We start from the raw sequence: 24,700 nt of genomic DNA, 5'->3' as shown, positions 1-24,700 counted from the left end.
AGCGCCATCGGGAGAGCCGTTCCCGCCCCGAACCGGCAATCGGTCGCCTTTACGGGCGCCTGCGCGGTCCGTAGCGACGGCATTGCGACATTCCCACGGTCTGGAACGACGCGTAGCAGGATACTGGAGGAGATAGTCGGAAAAGTCTGCCATGGCGGATCGGCATTCCGTTGGAAGTCGTCTCCTCGCGTGATCTGGACCTGTTCCTGGGTCCATGTGACAGGAAGCGATGCGGAAAGAGGGCCCACCGCCGACGATTGCCGTACCGTGGACCCCGGAATAGGTTCGAAGGGATGATAGTGCAGGCGACAAGCACCGTCGTGGCAATTGTCATCGACTAACCGCGAACCCTCCGCCGATCGCCATCGCCATCGCCATCGCCATCGCTGTCACCACGGCTCGGTCGGGGCTGACGGTGTAGCTGCATGCCGACGCTTCGCGCCACGCGCTACGGCATTTGGGGGCGGGCATCACCAGCAGATCCTTCCGTGCCGGCAAGCCGGGGTCATCGCCGTCGCCCTTACGGTGCGCAACGACGGCATGGCTGCATTACCGGCGTTTCGAACGACGCAGGCGCGGCATCGGCGAGCGGGCATCATCCGCACATGCCTGCTTCCCCGCATGCCGTATCGATCGCCAGCGCTTTCGTCGCGACCGGTTCGTACGGACGGCGTGGTCGGGTTCCGGCCATCCTCACCCGACCACCATCCGGGTCGGTCGGCACGGTACGACTTGCGGCTTCAAGGCTCGCCCGTTGGTTAGCCGATGCCTTGCGTGCAACACGCCCCAGAACGACAAAGCTTGTCCGTCCGCTCTGCGTAGAGCGAGTCGCACGCGATACGCCGCTTGCGCGCTCGCCATTCGGATCAGTTGAACCGACCGCCGGTCTCGGCCTTCTCGCGCAACAGCGGCGCGACGGCGAAGCCGTGTTTTTCCAGCCCCGCGACGATCTTGGCCGCGCCTTCGATATTCGCCCAGAACATCGGCCCGCCGCGATAGGGCGGCCAGCCATAGCCATAGGCCCACACCACATCGATGTCGGACGCCCGTTGCGCCTTGCCTTCGGCAAGGATTCGCGCGCCTTCGTTGACCATCGGGTACAGGGTGCGCTCGACGATTTCCTGATCGGTCACGTCGTGCTGCGGCGTACCGGTGCGTTCGCGGAAGTCGGCGATGATTTCCGCCACGCGCGGGGAAGGCGACGGCGTGCGGTTCGCATCGTAATCGTAGAAGCCCGCGCCTTTCTTTTGGCCCCAGCGTTCCTCGGCGGCCAGCGCGTCGCGGATGTTTTCGATGCGGGTCGGATCGCGATGCCATCCGATATCGACACCGGCCAGATCGGCCATCTGGAACGGTCCCATCGGCATGCCGAAATCGACGTGCACCCGGTCGACCTGATCGGGTGTGGCCCCTTCGAGCAACAGCTTCATCGCTTCGATCTGGCGCGGCATCAGCATGCGGTTGCCGATGAAGCCATCGCACACCCCGGCCACCACCGCGACCTTGCGGATCTTCTTCGCCAGCGCCATCGCGGTTGCCAGCACGTCGTCGGCGGTCTTCGCGCCACGCACGACCTCCAGCAATTTCATGACGTTCGCCGGTGAGAAGAAATGCAGCCCCACCACGTCCTGTGGCCGGGCGGTCGCGGCGGCGATGACGTCCAGATCGAGATAGCTGGTATTCGTCGCGAGGATCGCGCCGGGTTTGCAGACCGCGTCCAGCCGGCGAAAAATGTCCTGCTTGACCGCCATGTCCTCATACACCGCCTCGATCACAAGATCGCAATCGGCCAGTGCTACAATGTCGAGCGTCGGCGTCAGCAACGCCATCGCAGCCGCCACCTGATCGCCGGTCATCCGGCCTTTCGCAGCGGTCGCATCGTAATTGCCACGGATGGTCGCGGTCCCACGATCCAATGCATCCTGCCGCGTCTCGACGATCGTGACGGGCATCCCGGCGGACAGGAAATTCATCGCGATCCCGCCACCCATCGTCCCTGCGCCGACGACGCCGATCTTTGCGATCGGGCGCAGTGCAACGCTGTCGGCGATGCCGTCGATCCGGCCCGCCTTGCGTTCGGCGAAGAACAGATGGCGCTGCGCCGCCGACTGTACGCCGAAGATCAGCTTCATGAACTGTTCGCGTTCGAACTGGACCCCTTCGGGATAGGCGGTTTCGCTGGCCTTCACCACGCATGCGATGGTCGCAGCCGGTGCCTCATAGCCCCGGAACCGGCGGGCATTGGCGCGTTCGAACGCGGCGACGGCATCCGGGTCGGGGGACAGGGGCCGTTCGGACGTACGGGGCAGGGGGCGAATGTCGGCGACTTCCCCGGCAAAGGCGATGGCTTCGTCGAGCAGGCGGTTTCCGTCCGCCAGCCGGTCGATGATCCCCGCCGCCTTTGCCCGTACCGCGCCGATCGGATCACCCTTTGCCACCAGTTCCAGTGCCGTGGCGATCCCCGCCAGTCGTGGCAGGCGCTGCGTTCCGCCGGCACCGGGCAGCAGGCCCAGCTTGACCTCCGGCGTACCCAGTTTCGCATCGGCTACCGCGATCCGGTAGTGACTGGCGATCGCGACCTCGCATCCGCCGCCCAGTGCGGTGCCGTGGATCGCGGCGATGACCGGCTTGTCCGATGCCTCGATCAGGTCGGTCAGTTGCGGCAGGAGCGGTTCGACCGGTGGCTTGCCGAATTCGGTGATGTCAGCGCCCGCAAAGAAGGTTTTCCCGGCGCAGGCGATGACGAGCGCGCGGATGGTGTCGTCGGCGGCGGTCTGTTCGATCGCTGCTTTCAGTCCCAGCCGGACAGCGGCGTTCAGCGTGTTGACCGGTGGATTGTCAGCGATCGCGACGAGGATGTCACCATGCCGTTCGATCTGCACCGTCATCGCCGCACACTCCATTTTTTTGCATACCGGTTATTCGAAAATACTGCCGGACGTGGTGTCTTCTATCGTCGCTGGCGATGCGCTAATCAAGTGCAGCCGATCTGGCCGAACGGCAGAACGACAAACCCGATATTCTGCGGAGCGACATGGTGCGTGCGAACGAAGCGATGGACGCCGCGTCCGCCGGGCCGCTTTCGCTGGACGCGGTGCGTGCCGAACTGACGGCGCCGGGTGCGCGGTTCGAAATGGCGCAGGCGATGGTCGACGGCGTGCCAACGCGCGTCTGGAAACATGCGCCGCCCGATCTGGCCGCCGTCGCCCGCCTGTCGCGTGGGCATGGCGAGCGACTGGCCGCGATCCATGGCGAGGACCGCGTATCCTATGAAGCGCAATTCCGTGCGATTGCCGCGCTGGCCGGGCATTTTCGAACACTGGGCGTGGCAAAAGGCGACCGGGTCGCGCTGGCGATGTCCAACCTGCCCGAATGGCCGGTCGCGTTCTTCGCCATCGTCAGTATCGGCGCAATTTGCGTACCGTTGAATGCGCGGTGGACCGCCGCCGAACTGGCGTTCGCGATCGAGGATGCCGATGCGACGATCCTGATGGTCGATGGCGACCGGTTCCGGCGGTTGTCCGACGCTGGAACGGCGATGCCGTCGCTACGCCATATCCTCGTCGCCCGCGCGTCGGAACCGCCGACGGGTATCGGCCGCGCGCTGGAGACCGTGATCGGCCGCTGTGCCGATTACGCCGCGCTGCCCGATCGACCGCTGCCCGAAACGCCGATTGCGCCCGACGACGATTCGACGATCTTTTACACCAGCGGCACCACCGGTCGGCCACGCGGCGCGGTCGGCACGCATCGCAATCTGTGCACCAACATCCTGTCGTCGGGCTATGCCGCCGCACGGACGATGCTGCGGCGGGGGCGGGCACCGATATCCGAACCGCGCGTCATCCTGTTGGTCGTGCCGCTGTTCCATGTCACCGGGTGCAGCGCGATCCTGATGGGCGCGATGGCGACAGGCAGTACGATCGTGCTGATGCCGCACTGGGACGCGGGCGAGGCGTTGCGGTTGATCGAACGGGAGCGGGTACAGGTCACCGGCGGCGTGCCGACGGTGGCGTGGCAGTTACTCGACCATCCCGATCGCGCCACGTACGACCTGTCGTCGCTGGATACGATCAACTATGGCGGCGCGCCTTCCGCGCCCGAACTGGTCCGGCGCATCGATGCGGAACTGGGCGCGGTTCCCGGCAATGGCTGGGGCATGACCGAAACGATGGCGACCGTGACCCAGCATGGCGGCCCGGATTATCTGGCGCGACCGACCAGTTGCGGCCAGCCGGTCGCGGTTGCCGACCTGAAGGTCATGACGACCGACGGATCGCGCGAACTGCCCTCCGGCGAGGTCGGCGAGTTGTGGGCACGTGGGCCGATGATCGTGAAGGGATATTGGCGGCGACCCGATGCGACCGCCGCGACCTTTGTCGACGGGTGGGTCCGTACCGGCGACCTGGCTCGGCTGGACACGGACGGCTTCTGCCATATCGTCGATCGCCTGCGCGATATCGTCATTCGGGGTGGCGAGAATATCTATTCGATCGAGGTGGAGAACGTGCTGCACGCTCATCCCGCCGTCGCCGATGCCGCGCTGATCGGCATGCCGGACCGAATCTGGGGGGAGCAGCCGGTCGCGATCGTTCACCTCCGCCCCGGATTTACCGCGACCAAAGACGAATTGCGGAATTTCGTGCGAGCGAGGCTCGCCGGATTCAAGGTGCCGGTCGCGGTCCGCTTCGTCGACGCCGCGTTGCCCAGAAACGCGGGCGGCAAGATCGTGAAGCACGCGTTGCGCATTATGTTCGGCGACACGGGTACGTAGATCACGTCGGGGGCGGCGGACACGCTAAGCCTGTACCGGCCAAGTAAATCATAGTATCTTCCGTCCGGGCAACGGGGGAGATTATTATGGCGACCATGCATATGCCGGGACGTGCGGTCGACGACCGGCGCTTCTTCCTGAAAATGGCGATCGCGATGGCGGTGGTCATCATGCTGGGATTCTCGATGCAGGTCGCGATGGGGCGGTCTACCTTCGCCGCGCCGGTCCTGTTGCATGTCCATGCGCTGGTATTCTTCGGATGGACCGCGTTGTTCGTCCTGCAAAGCGCGCTGGTCGATCGCGGCACGATGACGCTGCACCGCCGGGTCGGCTGGATCGCGGTGGGATGGGCGGCGGTCGTGGTGGTGCTTGGCATCTACATGACCGTGATGATGGTGCGACGCGGGGCGGCCCCGTTCTTCTTCACGCCGTCGCTGTTCCTGTTCATGAACGTGCTGGGCGTCCTGTGCTTCGGCGGACTGTTCGCCGCCGCGATCCGGTTGCGCCGCCGCACCGACTGGCATCGCCGATTGATGCTGTGCGCCATGGCCACGCTGACCGGACCTGCGATTGGGCGGCTGTTGCCGATGCCGCTGCTGATCCCATGGGCGGCATGGGGCGTGACGGCGGCGGTGCTGATCTTCCCGATCATCGGTGCATTTGCCGACCGTCGCCGCACGGGGCGGGTCCACCGCGCATGGATCTGGGGCATCGCCACGATCGTCGCGGTCCAGTTCGCGATGGAGATCGTCGCCGCCAGCCCGCCCGGCCTTGCCCTGTATCGCACGGTCGTCGTGGGCGGCGCGGGCGAGACCGTCGCACCGCTGGACTATCCGCCGTTTCCGCCGATGTGACGGATGGGTTCGCCTTTGTAGCACGCTCTTGGCGGGACATGGGCGAGGTGCCGGCTGCGGTCGTTTGACTGCGTCGCGCGGTTCGTTCGGATAGCCCGTACGACCATCCGCGAATTGACATACTGTAGCATATCGCCAATACACTCCTCAAAATCTGGGGAGTCATCATGCGTCAAATCGTTCTCGCGTCCATCGCGGTCGTCATCAGCGCTTCACCGGCGGGCGCGTTACCCGAGGGGTTCAAGGCGCGTGCCGATGCCTTGCTGGCGCAATCCTATGCCGCCGATGGCCCGGGGGTGTCGGTGTCGATCAGCGAACACGGTCGCGTCGTGTACGAGGCGCAGCGCGGGATGGCCGACATCGCCACCAAACGGCCCGTCGCGGCGGCCACGGTGTTTCGCATCGGATCGATCACGAAGCAGTTCGCATCGGCCACGCTGTTGCAGATGGTCGCCGAAGGCCGGGTGGCTCTGGACGACCCGCTGTCGAAATTCATTCCCGACTATCCGGGTGGGCGGGACATCACGATCCGCCAGCTTCTGAACCATACGAGCGGAATCCAAAGCTATACCGACATTCCGGGGTGGCTGAGCGAGGCGAATACCGCGCGGCGATATTCCACCGATGAAATGATCGCGGTGTTCCGGGGCAAGCCGCCGGTGAGCGCACCGGGTACGGCATGGGCCTATAACAATAGCGGCTATATTCTCGTCGGTGCGGTCATCGAAGCGGTGGCGAAGCAGCCGTGGCATGAAGAAGTCGTCCGACGACTGACCGCGCCGCAAGGCTTGCGCAGCATTCGCTATGGCAACGACCCGGTACCGGGCGGCGCGATGGCCACCGGCTATACCGGCAACGATCCCAAGGTGTCACAAGCGATCGACATGAGCGTTCCCGGCGCAGCCGGGGCGCTGGTCGCGACCGCTGGCGACGTCACGCGCTGGGGCGATGCGCTGCATCATGGCAAGCTGCTGCCCCCCGCGCTGTACGCGCAGATGATCGCGCCGACGACGCTGCCGGACGGTACGACGCGCCCCTATGGGTTCGGCGTGAGGCCCGGAACCGTCCACGGACTGCCCGTCGTCGGGCATAGCGGGGGCATCTTCGGGTTCGCCAGCGATACCATGTTCCTGCCCGGTCCCGACATGGTCGTCACCGTGTTGACCAACAGTGACGAACCGCAAACTTCGCCGGGTGTCGTGCTGCGGCGGCTGGCGGCACTGGCGGCGAATAAGCCCTATCCAACGTTTGCGCCGCAACCGCTGGACCCGGCGGCGGTCGAACCGTTCCTCGGCACCTACCGGATCGGCGGGAAGGACCGCGTGCTGCGCATGGAGGACGGCAAGCTGGTATATCGGCGCCCGGACCAGTCGACGCCGCTGATACCGGTCGGCGCGAACCGTTATGTGCTGGGCAAGGACGGGTTGAACTGGATCGAACTGGGCCGGGACGCGGCGGGGCAGCCCCGGCTGGTGTTCTTTACCGATGGCGTCGATGTCGATGGACCGGCGGCACGGACCGGTCCGGTCCCGGTGGAGGCCGCCGCCGTGGCAGTACCGGCAGCGACGCTTGCCCGCTATGTCGGCAGCTATGCCGCGGTGTTCGGCAAGATCGCGGTGACGCAGGCGGCAAGCAGCCTGACCGTACAGGTCGCGGGCCAGCCGGCATTCCCGCTGCGCGCGCTGTCCCCGACCGAGTTCGAGGTGGCGCAGGTCGGTGCCAAGGTCCGCTTCCTCGAAAAAGACGGCAGGATCACGGGTCTGGAGGTCGCGCAGGGCGGGCGGACGATCCCCGCGACGCGCGACTGACGCGAAGGGCGGCGGTTGGTGCCGCCGCCCTTCGCAAACGCAGCGAAAACTGCTAGGTGCCCGCGCATGCTGAATCTGAACGGTATCACGGTGCGCCTTGGTGGGCGGACGATCCTCGACAATGCCAGTGCGGCGCTGCCGCCGGGCAGTCGCGTCGGGCTGATCGGCCGCAACGGCGCGGGCAAGTCGACGCTGGTGCGCGTCATCGCCGGCATGCTGGAACCCGATAACGGCACCGCTGAAATGCCGCGCGGCAGCCGGCTGGGCTATGTGGCGCAGGAAGCGCCCGCCGGACAGGCGACGCCGTTCGAAACCGTGCTGGAAGCGGATGTCGAACGCGCCGCGCTGATGATCGAGGCGGAGACGTGCCACGATCCCGACCGGTTGGGCGAGGTCCACGAACGGCTGCTGGCGATCGATGCCTATGGCGCGCCCGCCCGTGCCGCCCGCATCCTCGTCGGCCTTGGTTTCGACGACGAGATGCAGGGCCGCGCGCTGGAAAGCTATTCCGGCGGCTGGCGGATGCGCGTCGCGCTGGCGGCGTTGCTGTTCAGCCAGCCCGACGTGCTGCTGCTCGACGAACCGTCGAACCACCTCGATCTTGAAGCGGTGATGTGGCTGGAGGATTTCCTGAAGGGCTACAAGGCGACGATCGTCGTCGTCAGCCACGAACGCGATTTCCTGAACAACGTCGTCGATCACATCCTGCATCTGCATCAGGGTAAGATCACGCTGTATCCGGGCGGCTATGACGCGTTCGAGAAGCAGCGCGCCGAACGCCTCGCGCAGATCGAATCGGCGCGTGCGAACCAAGCGGTGCAGCGTGCCAAGCTGCAGGAATATGTCGCGAAGAACTCTGCGCGCGCGTCGACCGCGAAGCAGGCGCAATCGCGCATGAAGATCCTCGCGAAGATGAAGCCGATCGCGGCAATGGCCGAAGATCCCAGCCTGTCGTTCGATTTTCCCGATCCCGACGAATTGCGCCCGCCGCTCATCACGCTCGACATGGCCAGCGTCGGCTATACCGACGTGCCGATCCTGAAGCGGCTGAACCTGCGCATCGATCCCGAAGACCGCATCGCGCTGCTGGGGCGCAACGGCAACGGCAAGACGACGCTGGCCCGGCTGCTCGCGGCACAGCTGGCGCCGATGGACGGCGAGATGAACGCGGCCGGCAAGATGAAGGTCGGGTATTTCACCCAGTATCAGGTCGAGGAACTGAGCACCGATGACACGCCGCTGGAGCATATGACGCGCCAGATGAAGGGCGCGTCACCAGCCGCGGTGCGCGCGCAGCTCGGCCGGTTCGGCTTTTCGGGCGACAAGGCGGTCACGCTGGTCGGCAAGCTGTCGGGCGGCGAACGCGCGCGGCTGGCGCTGGCGCTCATCACCCGCGAAGCGCCGCACATGCTGATCCTCGACGAACCGACCAACCATCTGGACGTCGACGCGCGCGAGGCGCTGGTCCAGGCGCTGAACGCCTATACCGGCTGCGTGCTGCTGGTCAGCCATGATCGCCACATGCTGGAGGCGACCGCCGACCGGCTGGTGCTGGTCGATGACGGCACGGCCAAGGAATTCGACGGGTCGATCGACGATTATATCGCGCTGATCCTCGGCAATTCCGCCAAGGAAAAGGCGAAGAAGGCGAACAAGAAGGACGACCGCAAGGCCGCCGCCGAAGCCCGCGAGAAGGCGCAGGTGCTGAAGAAGGACGCGCAGGCGATCGAACGCGATCTGCTCAAGCTGACCGAACAGCGCGACGCACTCGACGCGGCGATGGCGGGGCAGGCGACGCCGGCGCTGGCGAAGTTGACGATGGCGCAGTTGATGAAGCGCCGTGCCTCGCTCGATACCGAGATCGAGGCGGCCGAGGCGAAGTGGATGGTGGCGAACGAGGCGTTGGAGGCGCTGGCGGCGTAGGGGGGATTGTCGCGGTAGTCGCGCCGGGCTGGACTGACATGCCCTCTTTCACCCTCACGGCATGACGTCACCCCAGCGCAGGCTGGGGTCTCCCTGGGGAGGGCGAAGCGCCTGAACGGCGAAAGACCCCAGCCTTCGCTGGGGTGACGTTCATCGATATGGGCGACGGATACCAAGCTACCTTCGACACCGGCCCCCGTCCACGCTAGGAACGATCGCAATGTCCGACTCCTTCCTCGCGCTCGACCTGCCGCCCGTACCGGAGGCGGCGCAGCCCTATCGCGTGCTCGCGCGCAAATATCGGCCGCAATCGTTCCGTCAGCTCATCGGGCAGGACGCGATGGTCACCACGCTGGGCAATGCGATCAAGCGTGGGCGGCTGGCGCATGCGTTCCTGCTGACCGGCGTGCGCGGGGTCGGCAAGACGTCGACCGCGCGGCTGATCGCGAAGGCGCTGAACTGCATCGGACCGGACGGGCAGGGCGGACCGACCATCGATCCATGCGGGGTGTGCGAACCGTGCCGGGCGATCGCCGAGGGGCGGCATATCGACGTGATCGAGATCGACGCTGCGTCGAACAACGGCGTCGACAGCGTGCGCGAGATGACCGAGGCGGTACGCTATTCGGCGGTTTCGGCGCGCTTCAAGATCTACATCATCGACGAAGTCCACATGATGTCGACCCCGGCGTTCAACGCGCTGCTGAAGACGCTGGAAGAACCCCCCGCGCACGTCAAATTCCTGCTCGCGACGACCGAAGTGCACAAGGTGCCGGTGACGGTATTGTCGCGATGCCAGCGGTTCGACCTGCGCCGCATCCCGGCCCACCTGCTCGCCGCGCATTTCGCGCATGTCGTGCAGGAAGAGGGCGTCGAGGCGGAGGACGAGGCGCTGGCGCTGATCGCGCGCGCGGCGGAAGGGTCGGCGCGCGACGGTCTGTCGATCCTCGATCAGGCGATCGCGCATGGCGGCATGGACGGCGGCGGGGTTCGTGCCGACAGCGTGCGTCAGATGCTGGGCCTGTCCGATCGCGGCGCGATCCGCACGCTGTTCGACCTGTTGCTCAAGGCCGACGGTCCGGGTGCGCTTCGCGCGCTGCGGGCGCAATATGACCTTGGCGTCGACCCGGCGTCGGTACTGCGCACACTGCTGGAAACCGTGCATGCCGTGACGATCGTCAAGGTCGGCGGCGATCGTGGTCCCGGACAGTCAGCGGAGGAACGCGCAGCGTTCGACGGGTGGAGCGCGCTGTCCTTCCCCATGCTCCACCGCCTTTGGCAGTTGCTGCTGAAGGGGCATGACGAGGTATCGCGCGCCGCGCTGCCGATCGAAACCTGTGAAATGGCGTTGCTGCGCATCGTCCATGCTTCGTCGATGCCGGACCCGGGCGAACTGGCGCGGCAATTGGCATCTGGCCAGATGCCGTCGCTGCCGGTCGCGCCCGCCGCGCCGCCGCCGCCCGAGCCGGTCGCGGAACAGGCGGTGGCCGATCCGCTGCCCGAAACGATGGAACAGGTCGCGGCACTGTTGTCGAAGCACGGCCGCCATTCGCTGGAGGCGCAATTCCGCAATTGCGCGCGGAAAATCCGGCTGGAACCACATCTGATCGAACTGGGTGGCAGTCGTCCGCTGCCCACCGATTTCGCCCGCGATCTGGAACAGGCGCTCAAGGGGATCACCGATACCCATTGGCGCGTTCTGATCGGCGAGGGCGCGGGTGAGGATACGTTGCGCGAACAGGAACTGGCGCTCGCCAATTCGGAACGCGACGCGATCCTCGACTCTCCCTTGGTGGCGGCCGCCTTTCAGGCGTTCCCGGATGCCACCCTAGATCATTGGCAACGCAGCGACGGGAGTATCGCGCGATGAAGAATATCGACGACATCATGGCCATGGCGCAGAACGTCCAGAACGAACTGACCAAGGCGCAGGCTAATCTCGACACGATCGAGGTCGACGGACAATCCGGCGGCGGTCTGGTCAAGGTTCGGGCGTCCGCAAAGGGGCGCATCCTCGGCGTGGAGATCGACGATTCGCTGCTTCAGCCGGGCGAGAAGAACATGCTGGAAGACCTGGTCGTGGCAGCGTTCAACGACGCGCGTGCCAAGGCGGATGCGGCCAGCTCGACCGAAATGTCCAAGCTGACCAGTGGCCTGCCGCTGCCGCCGGGCTTCAAGCTGCCGTTCTGACCGGTCGGAACGGGCATGGAACAACTCCCCCGATCGCCGGTTGTCGCCGGTAGTAAAAATATAAGGGAGGATGCACCATGGAACCCGATCGCGTCGAAACCGTGACGACCAACGGCACGCCACACACGACGATCATCGAACGCCGCAGTTCTGGCGGTGGCCTGCTGATCGGTCTGGCGGTGCTGATCGTCGTCATCGTCGGCGCCTATTTCCTGCTTAACCGGGCGGAAAACGACAATGCGCGTACCGGCGCCGTGACCGAAGCGGCCAAGAGCGTCGGCGGCGCAGCGGACAAGGCCGGTGACGCGGTCGAGAAGGCGGTCAAGTAATCTTCCCGGCGCGGGTGGCTCAGGACAGGCAACCGTCCAGTCGCTCGCGCCGGACTACCCCGATGCGCCGGTCGATCGTCCGGGCATAGCGGCCGGTAAACCCGGTCGGCGCGATCCCGGCGCGCTTCTTGGGCAATGGCAGCACCGCAGCGATCTGTGCCGCCTCACGCGACGACAGCCGGTCGGCCCCGTGTTTGAAATAGCGTCGCGCGCCTGCCTCTACGCCGTACGTGCCGATGCCAGTTTCCGCCACGTTCAGATATACTTCCATGATCCGGCGCTTGCCCCACATCGCCTCGATCAGCATGGTGAACCATGCTTCCAGCCCCTTGCGGAAGTAACCGCCGCCCTGCCACAGGAACACGTTCTTCGCGGTCTGCTGACTGATCGTCGATCCGCCGCGGATGCGTCCGCCAGTCGCGTTGCGGCGTGCAGCGTTGGCGATCGCGACGTAATCGAACCCGTTATGCGCGCAGAACCGGCTGTCCTCGCCGGCGATCACCGCGCGCGGCATGTCGGGATCGATCGTCGACAGCGACCGCCATGTCTTGGTGACGCCATGGCCGGTCGGAACGTCGCCCAACATCGTGACCGTGATCGGCGGCGGTACGAACCGCAGCACCAACACCCACAGCACGGAAAGTACGACGAACCCCAGCACGAAGCGCGTGGCCCAGGTGAGGGTCCACCGCACCCATGTCCGCTGGGGCTTCGGTTTCGGGCGGGACGCGGGTCGGGCAGCCATGATCTCCGCCTAGTCGCAAGCGACCGGGCAGGGCAAGGCCGCCCGAACGTCAGGTCGCCGGCAGCATCCGCCTGTCGCCGGCCAGCCGCATCATCGCCTTTTGCAGCTTTTCGAACGCGCGCACCTCGATCTGACGGACGCGCTCACGGCTGACGCCGTAAACCTGGCTCAGTTCTTCCAGCGTCTTGGGATCGTCGGTCAGACGGCGTTCGGTCAGGATATGCTTTTCGCGGTCGTTCAGATCGTCCATCGCCTCGACCAGCATGCCGTGACGGACATCCGCCTCCTGCGCTTCGGCGACAACGCTGTCCTGCAACGGGCCGTCGTCGGCCAGCCAGTCCTGCCACTGGCTCTCGCCATCCTCGCGCATCGGCACGTTCAGCGACGTATCGCCGCCCATCGCCATGCGCCGGTTCATCGACGTGACCTCGTCCTCGGTCACGCCCAGATCGGTCGCGATCTTGGCAAGATGCTCGGGGCTGAGGTCGCCGTCCTCGAACGCATCCAACTTGGACTTCATCCGTCGCAGGTTGAAGAACAGCTTCTTCTGCGCCGCCGTGGTGCCCATCTTCACGAGGCTCCACGACCGCAGGATGAATTCCTGGATCGACGCGCGAATCCACCACATCGCATAGGTGGCTAGGCGGAAGCCGCGATCGGGTTCGAATTTCTTCACCCCCTGCATCAGCCCGATATTCCCTTCGGAAATCAGTTCGCTGACCGGCAGGCCATAGCCGCGATAGCCCATCGCGATCTTCGCGACGAGCCGCAGGTGCGACGTGACCAGCTGCGCTGCGGCCTCCGGGTCGCCATGCTCCTGGAACCGCTTGGCGAGCATATATTCCTGCTCGGGTGCCAGGATCGGAAATTTGCGGATCTCCGATAGATAGCGGTTCAGACTCGCCTCGCCGCCGAGTGCAGGGATCGTCGCGGGGACGTTGCTGCCGATAGCCATGTTGATACTCCCTTGCCTCGGGGCGGGCGGGTATGCCGCATCGCCGCAATCTTAACCGTGTAGATGCACCAACAGTTCCTGCATGTCAGCCGGAAGGTCGCTGTCGAACGCTAAAGCGATACTTGTCACAGGGTGGATGAACCCCAGATGCGCGGCATGCAACGCCTGTCGTCGAAAACCCATGGTTTCCAGCGTCTGGCGAAGCGCCGGGCGACGGCCGGCATAGACCGGATCGCCCAGCAGCGGGTGACCGATCGACGCCATGTGCACCCGCACCTGATGCGTCCGCCCGGTTTCCAGCCGGCATTCGATCAGCGTCGCCACCCCCGACAACGGCCGAAGGTTGCGCCAGTGCGTCACCGCGTGCTTGGCCGTGAGCGAATGGACGATCGCCATCTTCTTCCGATCGTTCGGAGAGCGCGCCAGCGACGCGTCGATGGTTCCCTCCGACGCCTTCACCCGCCCCGACGCGATCGCCAGATAGCGGCGGTCGATGCTGTGATCCTTGAACTGCCGCGCCAGCCCTGCGTGCGCCGCGTCGCTCTTGGCGACGACCAGCAGGCCCGACGTGTCCTTGTCGATGCGATGGACGATACCGGGCCGCGCCACCCCGCCGATGCCCGACAACTGCCCCGCGCAGTGATGAAGCAGAGCGTTAACCAGCGTGCCGTCGAGGTTGCCGGCGGCGGGATGGACGACCAGCCCGGCCGGCTTGTCGACGACGATTAGATGCTCGTCTTCGTACACCACGCTCAGCGGAATATCCTGCGCCGGCGTGTCCAGTGCGACGGCGGCGGGAACGGCGATCGTGAAGCACTGTCCCGCCACGACCTTGCGGGACGTATCCGATACGCGGCCATCGGGACCGGACACATGGCCGTCGCCGATCAGCGCCTTGATCCGTTCGCGCGAAAGATCGGCCACGACATCGGCCAGCGCCTTGTCGATCCGTTGCCCGTGCGCGGCATCCGAAATGCGCGCCTCGATCGTGGAAACCCCCCGGTCCATCTGGCAGGAAGATGGGTATGAACCCCGTTTTTTCAAGCGACCTGCTGCTCGACCTGCTGCGCCGTGCCGATGGCCGCCGCCACGAAATCTGTGGCATCCTGCGCGGGATCGGGCCGGAGGTCGTCCGTGCCGATCCGGCCGCGAACGTCGCTCCCGACCCGGCCCGGCATTTCGAGATCGATCCGGGCGCGCTGCTGGCTGCGTGGCGTGACACGCGTCGGCCCGATGCGCCGGGCATCGCGGGATGGTATCATTCGCATCCGTCGGGCGATCCCGACCCGTCGCCGACCGACGCCGCGCGTGCCGATCCCGACGGGCGGTTGTGGCTGATCATGGGCGGCGGCGTCGCCCGCGTGTGGCGGGCGGTTCCGGCTGGCCTGCGCCATGGGCGGTTCGACCCGGTTCGCTTTCTGGTGCGCGCGAACCGCGTTGATATATGGTGCGAAGCGGTGCAGATGGACGACACCGGGACGTTGACGTCCATCGGCCAACGGGAAGTGCGGCGTTGAACATCACTCCTACCGATTTCGCCAGCCTGCTGTGTTCGCGACTGTGCCACGATCTGCTCAGCCCGGTCGGGGCGCTCAACAACGGCCTCGAACTGCTGGCCGACGAGCATGATCCCGACATGCGCGCCCGCTGTCTGGAATTACTGGCCGACAGCGCGCGGGCGTCGGCGAACAAGCTGAAATTCTTTCGACTGGCGTTCGGCGCGGCGGGTGGCTTCGGCGATTCGATCGACACGCGCGAGGCGAAGGCCGCGATCGAGGGGCTGTTCGGCACCGGCCATCGCGTCAAGATCGGCTGGCTGGTCGAATCACCGGCGCTGCCCAAGCCTGCGGTCAAGGTGCTGTTGAACCTCGCGCTGATCGCGGGCGACGCGCTGGTACGCGGCGGGCAACTGGATATCGGCGCGGAAATGACCGGGACCGGAGTCGATATCGTCGTGCGCGCCGATGGCCCGCGCATCGTACTGGACGCCGAACTGCGCGGCGCGCTGTTGGGCGACGAGGCGATGATGACGCCGCGCGCGGCCGCCGCGTCGCTGGCACGCGCGTTGGTCGAGGAGGGCGGGGGCGAGTTGCAGGTGTCACCTGCCGATTCCCCCGTGCTTTTGTTCGGCGCATCGTTCGGCGGCCGGTAAACTCCGCCTTAACCCGCACGCGGCAAGGATCGTCCACGAACGGGCGGGGCCGCATGGACGATCTGATACAGGAATTCATCGCGGAAACCCGCGAGACGCTGGAAGCGCTGTCGGGCGAGATCGTCGCGTGGGAAGCCGCGCCCGACGATCGCGCCCGGCTGGATGCGATTTTCCGGTTCGTCCACACCGTCAAAGGGAGCTGCGGGTTTCTCGACCTGCCGCGGCTGATGCGGTTGAGCCATGCTGCCGAAGACGCGCTGTCGGACGTTCGCGAAGGCAAGCGCAAGCCCGACCGTGCGCTGGTCGACGCGGTGCTGGCGGTGGTCGACCGGATCGGTGAACTGGTCGAGGCGATCGACGTCGGCGTCTCGCTGCCCGATGGCGGCGAGGATCTGCTGATCGCCGCGCTCGTCGAAGGCGCGAACGAGCCACCCGCAGCCGCCCCTGCGACCGCGCCGACCGCCGCACCCGCCGCCCGGGCACCGCAACGCAGCGTGCGATTGAACGTCGACCTGCTCGACCGGATGATGAGCGGCATGTCCGACATGGTGCTGGCGCGCAACGAACTGGCGCGCCGGCTGCGCGAAGCCGATCCCGACCCAGCGCTGGAGGCGGCGCTGATGCGATTGTCCGGGTCGGTCGCCGACATGCGCGACACGGTCACCCGCACGCGCATGCAGAAGGTGGAAACGCTGTTCTCGCCTTTGCCGCGCGTCGTGCGCGATACAGCGGCCGCGGTGGGCAAGACGGTGACGCTGGTCATCGACGGCGGCGACGTAGAACTCGATCGCGGCATGATCGAGGTGATGCGCGATCCGCTGGTCCATCTGATCCGCAATGCGATCGACCATGGCATCGAATCGCCTGTCGAGCGCCGCGCGGCGGGCAAGCCACCCGCCGGCCGGCTGCACATCGGCGCGCGACAGTCGGGCAACCAGATCGTGATCGAGATCGCCGACGACGGACGCGGGATCGATACCGAGGCGCTGATCCGCAAGCTGGTGACGCACGACCGGCGGAACGAGAGCGAGTTGCGCGCGCTGTCCGATCGCGAACGCTGCGAACTGATTTTTGCGGCGGGGCTGTCGTCGCGCGATACCGCCACCGAGATTTCGGGTCGCGGCGTGGGGATGGACGTGGTCAAGGCCGCGATCGACCAGATCGGCGGGCGGATCGCACTGGAAAACGTGTCCGGCCGGGGACTGCGCATCGTGGTGCAGGTGCCGCTGACCCTGTCGATCGTGTCGACGATCATCGTTCGTTCCAGCAGCCATTGCTTCGCGATCCCGCGATCGTCGATCCAGGAGATCGTGGCGGAGCGCGGTGCATCGACCCGGATCGACCGGATCGGCGATACGCAGGTCGCGGCGGTGCGTGACCGCCGGTTGCCGGTGGTCGACCTGTGTGCGCTGATCGACGAACCGGGCCGGACCGGCGACCGGATGCTGGTCATCGTCAGCATCGGCGCGGGCGACTTCGCCATCGCGGTGGACGAGGTATTGGATACCGAGGAACTGGTGGTGCGGCCCGCCGCGCCCCCCGTCATGGCGGCCGGTCTGTACGCCGGACAGACGCTGCCGGACACCGGACAGCCGATGCTGCTGCTCGACTGTTCGGGCGTCGCGCAACTGGCTGGCCTGCAATTCACCGAGGCGTTGCAGCGGGCGGAGGAAGAAGCGGAAGCGGCCCAGCCTGCGGTTCAGGCAGTGCTGTTCCGCGATCTGGACGGAGAGCGCCGGGTCATTCCGCTGACGGCGGTCGACCGGATCGAACGGATCTCCGCCACGACGCTGCGTTCGGTCGCCGGGCGGCTGCGTCTCGCGATCGACGGGCGGATCGTGTCGGCGATCGCGATCGCGCCGGTGCCGGAGCGTGACGTCGCGATGCTGCGGCTGACCGATGGCGATGTCGAGGTCGCCTATATCATCGACGACGCGATCGATATCATCGCGCTGCCCGACAATTTCGTGCCCGCCGCCGGACCGGGACCGGCCGCCGGCGTCGTCCTGCTCGACGGGGAACAGGTGGAGCAGGTCGATCCGCTATGGCTGTTCGCGCAACATGCCGTCGACGTCCCTTCACCCGATGCCGCACGCCCGGTATGCCTGCTGGCGGATACCGGCGGCTGGATGGGCAGCTTCCTGCGACCGATGCTGGAACAGGCGGGCTACCGCACGGTCGACCGGATCGGCCCCGACGAACGACCGGTCGTGATCCTTGCGCAGGCGGGGGCGGCGGTAGCCGGATCGGCGGACGTCCCGGTCGTCCGGCTGCGCATGGCGGCGGGCGATACCGGCGACGGCAGCGTGTACCGGTATGACCGCGAGCAGTTGTTGCATGCGATGCGCCGCGCGGTCGGAGAATGACGATGCACGATCTTTTCCTACTGGCCGAAATCGAAGGCCAGATGATCGCGATCCGGTCCGGTCAGGTCGAATCGGTGGTCGATATCGGCGCGATCACCCCGATCCCGCGCACGACGCCCGATGTGCGGGGGCTGGCCGCGTTGCGCAGCCGGGTAGTGACCGTGGTCGATGCCGCGATCGTGATGGGCGGCGGGGAATCGCGGATGGGCCGGCAACGTGCCGTGGTCACCCGCGTCGATGGACATTATTATGCATTGCAGGTCGATGCGCTGGACGACGTTGCCGAATTTCAGGCGTTGCCGCTGGCTTCGGGCCTCGTGCTGGGGCCGGCATGGCGCGCGGTGGCGACCGGCATGATCGAGATCGACGACTGCCCGGTCCTGATCGTCGACCTGTCCGCCATCGTCGCGCGCATCGGCCGGCAGACCCGCGTCGCGGCCTAAAAGCGGCAGTCCGTCTTAACCCGAAACTCACACAAAACGTGCGAGGCAGGACGAACGAGTATTAGGGGTTCTTGGCATGAAGAGTTGCTTGGTCGTCGATGATTCCAAGGTGATCCGCAAGGTGGCCCGGCACATACTGGAAACGCTGGACTTCGAGGTGCGCGAGGCGGGCGATGGCCGCGAGGCGCTGGACAGCTGTCTCGCCACGCCGCCCGACGTCATCCTGCTCGACTGGAACATGCCGGTCATGAGCGGCATGGATTTCCTGCGCGCGCTGCGCGAAAGCACGATCGCCCAGCGTCCCAAGGTGGTGTTCTGCACGACCGAGAACGGCATGGCCTATATCCGCGCGGCGATCGAGGCGGGGGCGGACGAATATGTCATGAAGCCGTTCGATCGCGAAACGCTGGAGAGCAAGCTCCAGATTGTCGGCGTCGCCTGACCGGAGCGACCGGCGATGGTCGCCCTTCCTTCCGTCGCCGTGGCCGCTTCGCCGGACCCGGTCCGCGTGCTGCTCATCGATGATTCGGTGGTCACGCGGGTCGTGGTCGCGCGGGTCGTCGATGCGATGGCGGGACATGTCGTCCATGCCGCGGTCAGCAGCGTCGAGGCCGCATTGGGCCTGTTGGCGCACAATGCCGTCGACCTGATCCTGCTCGACCTGAACCTGCCGGGGATGGACGGGCTGTCGGGCCTGCCGGTGCTGGCACAGGCGGCACCGGCAAGCCGGATCATGGTGTTGTCGTCCGATTGCATCGACGGTTCGCCCGCCGCACTCCACGCCCGCTCGCTGGGAGCGGTGGCGACCTTCGCCAAGCCGGCGTCGGCGGCGATGGCCGGGCGATTTGCCGATGAGCTGACGGCGGCGATCCATCGCGCGATGGAGCCGGGGGAGGATGGTTCGGCGGTCGGCGACGCGTTCGATGTCGTCGCCATCGGCGCGTCGACCGGCGGCATCCATGCATTGCCGCCGCTGCTCGACGCGATCCCTGCGGCGTTCGACGTGCCGATCCTGATTACCCAGCATCTGCCCGAAAGCTTCACGCCCTATTTCGCGAAACAACTCGAACGGCTGGCCGCCCGCCCGGTCGACGTGGCGCGCGATGGGTTGCGGCTTCGGCGGGGGCGGGTGATCCTTGCGCCCGGCGATGCGCATATGCGGGTGGTACAGGCCCCGGACGGTGCCGCGATCCGGCTCGATCGCACACCGTCGGCGACGGGCTGCATGCCGTCGGTCGATCCGATGTTCGAATCGATCGCCCGGCTGTTCGGACCGCGGGCGCTGGGCATCGTGCTGTCGGGCATGGGGCGCGATGGATTGCAGGGCGCGGGCGCGATCCGCGCGGCCGGGGGCGTCGTCGCGGCACAGAATCAGGCGACGTCGGTCGTATGGGGCATGCCGCGCGCGGTGACGGAGGCGGGGCTGACGCTGGCCATCGGCACGCCCGCGCAACTGGGCCAGTTCATCGCGCGCGGACAACGCCCCGCATGACCGTGCAGCAGCTTCCCCATGCCGCGCGTGGTGGTGCCGCCGGCGTCATCGTCGCGCTGCTGGAACAGCGTACCGGTCAGCAACTGGATATCGGCCGCAACTGGCGGATCGACAGCACGCTGCAACCGCTGCTGCGCGAACGGTCGCTGGGGTCGATCGACGAACTGGTTGCGCGAATGGTAGTGGACGCCGACCCCGGTCTGGCCGACGCGGTCGTCGACGCGCTGCTCAATCAGGAAACGTCGTTCTTCCGCGACGCCGCCGTGATCGAGTTGGTGGCGCAGGCGGCAGCGAACATGGCGCAGGAGGCGGGGGACCGCCGGTTGCGGATCTGGTCCGCCGCGTGCTCGACCGGGCAGGAGCCGCTGTCGCTGGCGATGCTGTTCACCGAACGCCACCTTCAGACCGGCATGTCGATCCCGGAGATTCGCGCGACCGACCTGTCGGCCCGCGTCCTCGCGCGTGCGCGGGCAGGGCGGTATACGCAGTTCGAGATCCAGCGCGGACTGCCGATCCGGCGGATGGTGCAGTGGTTCGATGCCCGCGACGATATGTGGGAGGCGAAGGCCGAGTTGCGGTATCGCATCCTGTATGCGGTCCACAACCTGATCGCCGATCCGCTTCCTCCGGGCCGGTTCGATATCGTGCTGTGCCGCAACGTCCTGCTGTACCTTTCGCCCGACATGCGCCGGCTGGTGCTCGACCGGCTGGCGACCGCGTTGCGGCCCGGCGGCCTGCTGGTGCTGGGCGCAGGTGAGACCGTGATCGGACAGACCGACGCGCTTGTCCCGTCGGAACGCTATCGCGGACTGTATCGGCCCGCCTGACGCTGTTGCCTTTCGCGCCGCGCCGCCGCAACGAGGGGACAGGCGTGAGCGGGAGAAGCCGGGTGGACATGTTCGAGACGCCGTCGCCGAATTTCGACGCGCGGGATTTGCCGGTAACGATGCTGGTGCTGCACTATACCGGGATGCAGGACGCGGCGTCCGCCATCGCGCGTCTGACCGATCCGGCGGCGAAGGTGTCGGCGCATTACGTTGTCGACGAGGACGGCACCATCCACCGGCTGGTCGGGGAGGAGCATCGCGCATGGCACGCGGGCAGGTCGCACTGGCGCGGCGTGACCGACATCAACAGTGCGTCGGTCGGGATCGAGATCGTCAATCCCGGCCATGAATGGGGCTATCGCGCGTTCCCCGATGCGCAGATCGACGCGCTGATCCCGCTGGTCCACGATATCAAGGAACGCCACGGCATCACGCGCGGCAACGTGGTGGGGCATTCCGACATCGCGCCGGCCCGGAAACAGGACCCCGGCGAACTGTTCCCATGGGGTAAACTGGCGCGGTTGCGGCTGGCGCTGCCGCGACCGGCGCGCGGGTTGATGGACCCCGAATGGAGCGACGGCGGCTTTCTGCTGGCGCTGGAGCGGTTCGGCTATGACGTCGCCGATCGCGAGGCGGCGGTCGTCGCGTTCCAGCGCCGCTTCCGGCCCGAGATGATCGACGGCATCATCGATGGCGAATGTCGCATGCTGCTGCTCGCACTGTTGCTGCCAAGGCCGCAGGGCGAGGATTGAACCCGACGCCGCACCCCGCTAGGGCGGCGGCGTCAGAGGGTCGGGCGGCCGCGTCACGCGCAAGCGTGCCGAGGAAAGTCCGGGCTCCACGGAAACGACGGTGCCGGGTAACGCCCGGCGGGCTTGCGGCTTGCGCCGCGGGTTCAGGGAAAGTGCCACAGAGAGCAGACGGCCTTTGGCTTCGGCCGGGTTACGGTGAAAGGGTGCGGTAAGAGCGCACCGCGCGGCCGGCAACGGCAGCGGCATGGCAAACCCCACCGGGAGCAAGACCGAATAGGGGCGGCATGGAACGTGGCGACACGTTCCGGGGCATCGTTCCGGCCCGCCGCCCGGGTTGGTTGCTAGAGGCGCCGCGCAAGCGTCGCCCAAGAGGAATGGTCGCCTATCCCGCTTCGGCGGGTGGACAGAACCCGGCTTACAGACCCTCTGACATTCACGCCCTGCGTACTGCGCTACGGCTTGCTTCGGGGCGCGCTTCGCCTATTTCGGATCGATGGCACGTTACACGCGATCGAACGACTGGGGCTTTCCTCGCTGGCGGGGCTATACGGCGGGGCGCGAGGCGCAGCCGGTGCGGCTGTGCGATCGCCATGGTTGCGAGGCTCCGGGGGACCGGCCCGCGCCCAAATCGCCCAACAGTCCCGAACGCTGGTATTTCTGCGAAACGCATGCCGGTGAATATAATCGCGGCTGGAATTACTTCGAAGGGTTGAACGAGGAAGACGCCAAGGCGCGCGAGGCCGACGAACAGCGTACCGCCAACGGCTATGCCAACGCATCGCACTACGCATGGGCGGGGTCGGGCGACGGCAGCCGTTCGCGCGACGAGATGAAAGCGCTCGAAGTGCTGGAATGCGATCCCGATGCCGAGTTCGACACGATCCGCCTCGCGTGGCGCAAGCTGGCGAAGGTGTATCATCCGGACGTCCGTCCCGGCGATGCTGATGCGGCGAAGCGGTTCCACGCGATCCAGGCGGCGTACGACGTGCTGCGCGTCGCCGAGGAACGCCGAACGTGGAAGCCTGCGTGAAGCGACCCGACGGCGTACGCGCACGATGGGACAAGGCGGTGCTGGTCTGCGCGAAATGTTCGCGCAAGCTGGACACCGGGTTCGGGGAAGATGGCAAGCCGCTCGCCAAGGCGTTGCGTCGGCATCTGAAACTGAAGAACGGACCGAAGGCGCGTGCCGGCGTGGTCGAGGTGAAGTGCCTCGACGTCTGTCCGAAGGGCGCGGTGGTCGTCGTCGATTCCGCGACGCCGGCGCACTGGCTGCTGGTGCATCCCGGCGATGATCTGGATGCCGTCGCCGCACGGCTGGGGATCGGTTAGGGCGGCTAGGCCCGGACCGGGTGTTCCGCTCGATAGGCCAGACAAGAGAAACGACCATCGTACAGGGCGAGCGGTCTTATCCCGACCCGTCCGTCGAGAGTCGCCATCGAGCTGTCAAAATGACGTTTCTGCGACGCCGGGGAAATGGCTGCTGTCGGGTCCCAAGGACAATCTGCGCTTCGTCGCAGCACGGTTGGGGATGGGCCCAAGGAGCGAGCGCCGGACCCGATGTTCGGCTGCGCTCGATGAGCGGGCAAAGCGAACCTGCCGCCGTGCAGGGCCAGCCATCCTATCCCTGACCCGTCTGTACTGAGCGGCCATTAAGCCTGTCGACATGGCGTATCGAAGGATCGCTGACCGCGCGTCGGCAGTTTGGGCACCGCGATCCGCACGGACGGCAGCAGGCCCCGCTTGTGCGCCTTACCCCATCCGCCCGGCGGTTTCCTGGATCAGCGCGATCATGTTGGGAATGCCCTGCGTCCGGTTGGAGCTTAGCTGCTTCCCCAAATCGAACGGGGCCAGCGCCGCGCCGATGTCGGTATTCGCGATCTCGCTTGCCGGGCGGTCCTGTACTGTCGCCAAAACCAGCGCGATGATGCCTTTGGTGATCGCGGCGTTGCTGTCGGCAAGGAAGTGCAGCGTGCCATCGGCCTGTCGGGGATAGACCCACACCGAAGCGGAACAACCGCGCACCAGGGTCGCATCGGTCTTCAGCGCGTCGGGCATCGGTTCCAGCTGCCTGCCCAGATCGATCAGCAACCGATACCGGTCGTCGCCGTCGAGGAAGTCATATTCTTCGTGGATGTCGTCGATGGTCTGCATCGCGTCGATATAGCGACGGCGCGGGGCAGGGAAAGGCTACAGTTCCACGCCTGCCGCGATCGCTTCCAGCTTGCGGATGCGTTCCTTCAGGTCGGCGATCTCGATCCGGGTGCCTGCGGTCGGGCCGGGATCGCGGTCGGGCAGCGCGCCATAGCCGATCTGCTGTTGCCGCAGCGCCAGCCAGCCGCGCCATCCCGACAATGTCGTGGCGGCGACGATCGCGACGGCGGCCAGCGTCGTCAGGGCGATCGCGAGGATGAAGGTGAGATTCATCGGAATACCCTCCTGTCGGGCGGTTCAGTTGAGCGGCGTGTCGCGCAGCCGGCCGATCTCGTCCGACAGGTCGACACCGCGGTCGGTGATGATGCGTTCGAGCACCCGGACGCGCTGTTCCAGCCGTTCGGTCTGTGCGGCGTACTGGGCGGCTTTTTCGGCCAGCGCGTTCGCCTCGATCGTCAGACGGCGTTCGCGATGTTCCAGCCACGGCTTGAATAGCAGATTGCCCAACAGCGCGATTACCGGGATCGATAGGCCCAGCAAAGGGATCCACAACGGACTCATCGTCGTTCCTTTCAGTTCGCGCGGGATGCGCAGTTGTTCGTGCAAGTAGCTGAAATTGCGTCGGCGTCTGGTTTAACGCAACGCGTCGATCTCGCGGGCGACGCGGGTAGCCGGGTCGGTGGCGATCCGTTCGAGAACCGCGATCCGTTCTTCCAGCCGCAGCACCTTGCCCTGCAATTGCGCGTTCTCTTCGGCCATCAGCCGGGCCTGCCGCGCGGCATCGGAATTGTCGCGTTCGGTGGTGCCGCCCCATTCGCCTTCCAGCGGATAGCCGTGCTTCGCGCGGATCGCGGTCGTGACGATCCATCCGATCGTGCTGATCGCTATCAGGGTCAATACGAACCCAGGTCCACCCCATCCCATCGTTTCTCTCCTTCG

25 protein-coding genes and 1 other RNA gene are annotated in these 24,700 nt (G+C 66.4%); 18 read left to right on the top strand and 8 right to left on the bottom strand.

What is annotated here, in order from left to right:
- Window positions 1–866: 866 nt before the first annotated feature.
- Window positions 867–2,888: a 3-hydroxyacyl-CoA dehydrogenase NAD-binding domain-containing protein gene (locus IFT55_RS01565; protein WP_192088635.1), complete on the bottom strand. Its 2,022-nt coding sequence runs from the start codon at window positions 2,886–2,888 to the stop codon at window positions 867–869.
- A 146-nt stretch (window positions 2,889–3,034) separates the two neighbouring features.
- Between IFT55_RS01565 and IFT55_RS01560 the strand changes: the two genes are divergently transcribed.
- From IFT55_RS01560 to IFT55_RS01530, 7 genes are all read left to right on the top strand, one after another.
- Window positions 3,035–4,774 (top strand): class I adenylate-forming enzyme family protein, encoded by a 1,740-nt coding sequence (locus IFT55_RS01560; protein ID WP_192088634.1) that lies wholly within the window; start codon window positions 3,035–3,037, stop codon window positions 4,772–4,774.
- Window positions 4,775–4,860: 86 nt separating this feature from the next.
- The gene (locus IFT55_RS01555) at window positions 4,861–5,628 is read left to right on the top strand and encodes a hypothetical protein (protein ID WP_249403517.1); all 768 of its coding nucleotides are present in this window, start codon (window positions 4,861–4,863) and stop codon (window positions 5,626–5,628) included.
- 167 nt (window positions 5,629–5,795) lie between these two features.
- Window positions 5,796–7,436: a serine hydrolase domain-containing protein gene (locus IFT55_RS01550; protein WP_192088633.1), complete on the top strand. Its 1,641-nt coding sequence runs from the start codon at window positions 5,796–5,798 to the stop codon at window positions 7,434–7,436.
- Between the two features lie 66 nt (window positions 7,437–7,502).
- Complete coding sequence (locus IFT55_RS01545; protein ID WP_192088632.1) at window positions 7,503–9,359, top strand: ABC-F family ATP-binding cassette domain-containing protein; 1,857 nt, start codon at window positions 7,503–7,505, stop codon at window positions 9,357–9,359.
- Window positions 9,360–9,579: 220 nt separating this feature from the next.
- On the top strand, window positions 9,580–11,229 hold the full coding sequence (locus IFT55_RS01540) for a DNA polymerase III subunit gamma/tau (RefSeq protein ID WP_192088631.1): 1,650 nt from the start codon (window positions 9,580–9,582) through the stop codon (window positions 11,227–11,229).
- Window positions 11,226–11,549, top strand: a complete 324-nt coding sequence (locus IFT55_RS01535) for a YbaB/EbfC family nucleoid-associated protein (RefSeq protein WP_192088630.1) — start codon at window positions 11,226–11,228, stop codon at window positions 11,547–11,549. The genes IFT55_RS01540 and IFT55_RS01535 overlap by 4 nt, the downstream gene beginning before the upstream one ends.
- 77 nt (window positions 11,550–11,626) lie before the next feature.
- On the top strand, window positions 11,627–11,878 hold the full coding sequence (locus tag IFT55_RS01530; RefSeq protein ID WP_192088629.1) for a hypothetical protein: 252 nt from the start codon (window positions 11,627–11,629) through the stop codon (window positions 11,876–11,878).
- Between the two features lie 19 nt (window positions 11,879–11,897).
- Here IFT55_RS01530 and mtgA read toward each other — a convergent pair whose 3' ends face one another.
- Genes mtgA through IFT55_RS01515 form a run of 3 tightly spaced genes read right to left on the bottom strand, consistent with a single transcriptional unit; the run spans window position 11,898 to window position 14,586 of the window.
- Window positions 11,898–12,623 (bottom strand): monofunctional biosynthetic peptidoglycan transglycosylase, encoded by a 726-nt coding sequence (gene mtgA / locus IFT55_RS01525; protein ID WP_192088628.1) that lies wholly within the window; start codon window positions 12,621–12,623, stop codon window positions 11,898–11,900.
- A gap of 49 nt (window positions 12,624–12,672) precedes the next feature.
- On the bottom strand, window positions 12,673–13,578 hold the full coding sequence (rpoH, locus tag IFT55_RS01520; RefSeq protein ID WP_192088627.1) for an RNA polymerase sigma factor RpoH: 906 nt from the start codon (window positions 13,576–13,578) through the stop codon (window positions 12,673–12,675).
- Between the two features lie 51 nt (window positions 13,579–13,629).
- Complete coding sequence (locus tag IFT55_RS01515) at window positions 13,630–14,586, bottom strand: RluA family pseudouridine synthase (protein ID WP_192088626.1); 957 nt, start codon at window positions 14,584–14,586, stop codon at window positions 13,630–13,632.
- A gap of 17 nt (window positions 14,587–14,603) precedes the next feature.
- Here IFT55_RS01515 and IFT55_RS01510 point away from each other — a divergent pair, with 17 nt between their 5' ends.
- The 11 genes from IFT55_RS01510 to IFT55_RS01460 all read left to right on the top strand — a co-directional run bounded on the left by IFT55_RS01510 (window position 14,604) and on the right by IFT55_RS01460 (window position 22,939).
- On the top strand, window positions 14,604–15,095 hold the full coding sequence (locus IFT55_RS01510; RefSeq protein WP_192088625.1) for a Mov34/MPN/PAD-1 family protein: 492 nt from the start codon (window positions 14,604–14,606) through the stop codon (window positions 15,093–15,095).
- A complete protein-coding gene (locus tag IFT55_RS01505) occupies window positions 15,092–15,730 on the top strand; it encodes a histidine phosphotransferase family protein (protein ID WP_192088624.1) in 639 nt (212 codons plus the stop codon). The genes IFT55_RS01510 and IFT55_RS01505 overlap by 4 nt, the downstream gene beginning before the upstream one ends.
- Before the next feature lie 53 nt (window positions 15,731–15,783).
- On the top strand, window positions 15,784–18,096 hold the full coding sequence (locus IFT55_RS01500; protein WP_192088623.1) for a chemotaxis protein CheA: 2,313 nt from the start codon (window positions 15,784–15,786) through the stop codon (window positions 18,094–18,096).
- A 2-nt stretch (window positions 18,097–18,098) separates the two neighbouring features.
- Entirely contained in the window at window positions 18,099–18,539 is a 441-nt protein-coding gene (locus tag IFT55_RS01495) for a chemotaxis protein CheW (RefSeq protein WP_192088622.1), read from the top strand.
- Between the two features lie 76 nt (window positions 18,540–18,615).
- Complete coding sequence (locus IFT55_RS01490; protein WP_192088621.1) at window positions 18,616–18,981, top strand: response regulator; 366 nt, start codon at window positions 18,616–18,618, stop codon at window positions 18,979–18,981.
- A gap of 15 nt (window positions 18,982–18,996) precedes the next feature.
- A complete protein-coding gene (locus IFT55_RS01485) occupies window positions 18,997–20,031 on the top strand; it encodes a chemotaxis protein CheB (protein WP_192088620.1) in 1,035 nt (344 codons plus the stop codon).
- A complete protein-coding gene (locus IFT55_RS01480; RefSeq protein WP_192088619.1) occupies window positions 20,028–20,858 on the top strand; it encodes a CheR family methyltransferase in 831 nt (276 codons plus the stop codon). The genes IFT55_RS01485 and IFT55_RS01480 overlap by 4 nt, the downstream gene beginning before the upstream one ends.
- Window positions 20,859–20,926: 68 nt before the next feature.
- Window positions 20,927–21,610 (top strand): N-acetylmuramoyl-L-alanine amidase, encoded by a 684-nt coding sequence (locus tag IFT55_RS01475; protein WP_192089628.1) that lies wholly within the window; start codon window positions 20,927–20,929, stop codon window positions 21,608–21,610.
- Between the two features lie 32 nt (window positions 21,611–21,642).
- An RNA gene (gene rnpB / locus IFT55_RS01470) (RNase P RNA component class A) lies at window positions 21,643–22,044 on the top strand.
- A 59-nt stretch (window positions 22,045–22,103) separates the two neighbouring features.
- Entirely contained in the window at window positions 22,104–22,640 is a 537-nt protein-coding gene (locus IFT55_RS01465) for a J domain-containing protein (RefSeq protein WP_192088618.1), read from the top strand.
- Window positions 22,637–22,939, top strand: coding sequence for a (2Fe-2S) ferredoxin domain-containing protein (locus IFT55_RS01460; protein ID WP_342029199.1), 303 nt, complete (start codon window positions 22,637–22,639; stop codon window positions 22,937–22,939). Before IFT55_RS01465 ends, IFT55_RS01460 begins: the two co-directional genes overlap by 4 nt.
- A 420-nt stretch (window positions 22,940–23,359) precedes the next feature.
- Here IFT55_RS01460 and IFT55_RS01455 read toward each other — a convergent pair whose 3' ends face one another.
- The 4 genes from IFT55_RS01455 to IFT55_RS01440 form a co-directional block, all read right to left on the bottom strand.
- Window positions 23,360–23,761, bottom strand: coding sequence for a SufE family protein (locus IFT55_RS01455; RefSeq protein WP_192088616.1), 402 nt, complete (start codon window positions 23,759–23,761; stop codon window positions 23,360–23,362).
- Between the two features lie 36 nt (window positions 23,762–23,797).
- The gene (locus tag IFT55_RS01450) at window positions 23,798–24,034 is read right to left on the bottom strand and encodes a hypothetical protein (RefSeq protein ID WP_192088615.1); all 237 of its coding nucleotides are present in this window, start codon (window positions 24,032–24,034) and stop codon (window positions 23,798–23,800) included.
- A gap of 24 nt (window positions 24,035–24,058) precedes the next feature.
- Window positions 24,059–24,322, bottom strand: a complete 264-nt coding sequence (locus IFT55_RS01445) for a hypothetical protein (RefSeq protein WP_192088614.1) — start codon at window positions 24,320–24,322, stop codon at window positions 24,059–24,061.
- 72 nt (window positions 24,323–24,394) lie between these two features.
- Window positions 24,395–24,685, bottom strand: a complete 291-nt coding sequence (locus IFT55_RS01440) for a hypothetical protein (protein WP_192088613.1) — start codon at window positions 24,683–24,685, stop codon at window positions 24,395–24,397.
- Window positions 24,686–24,700: the final 15 nt, after the last annotated feature.

Origin of the sequence: Sphingomonas sp. CFBP 13720 (genome assembly GCF_014842075.1) — a bacterium.
Taxonomy (GTDB): domain Bacteria; phylum Pseudomonadota; class Alphaproteobacteria; order Sphingomonadales; family Sphingomonadaceae; genus Sphingomonas.
Note: the sequence above shows the minus strand (reverse complement) of the source record. Positions and strands in the feature narration are given on the sequence as shown.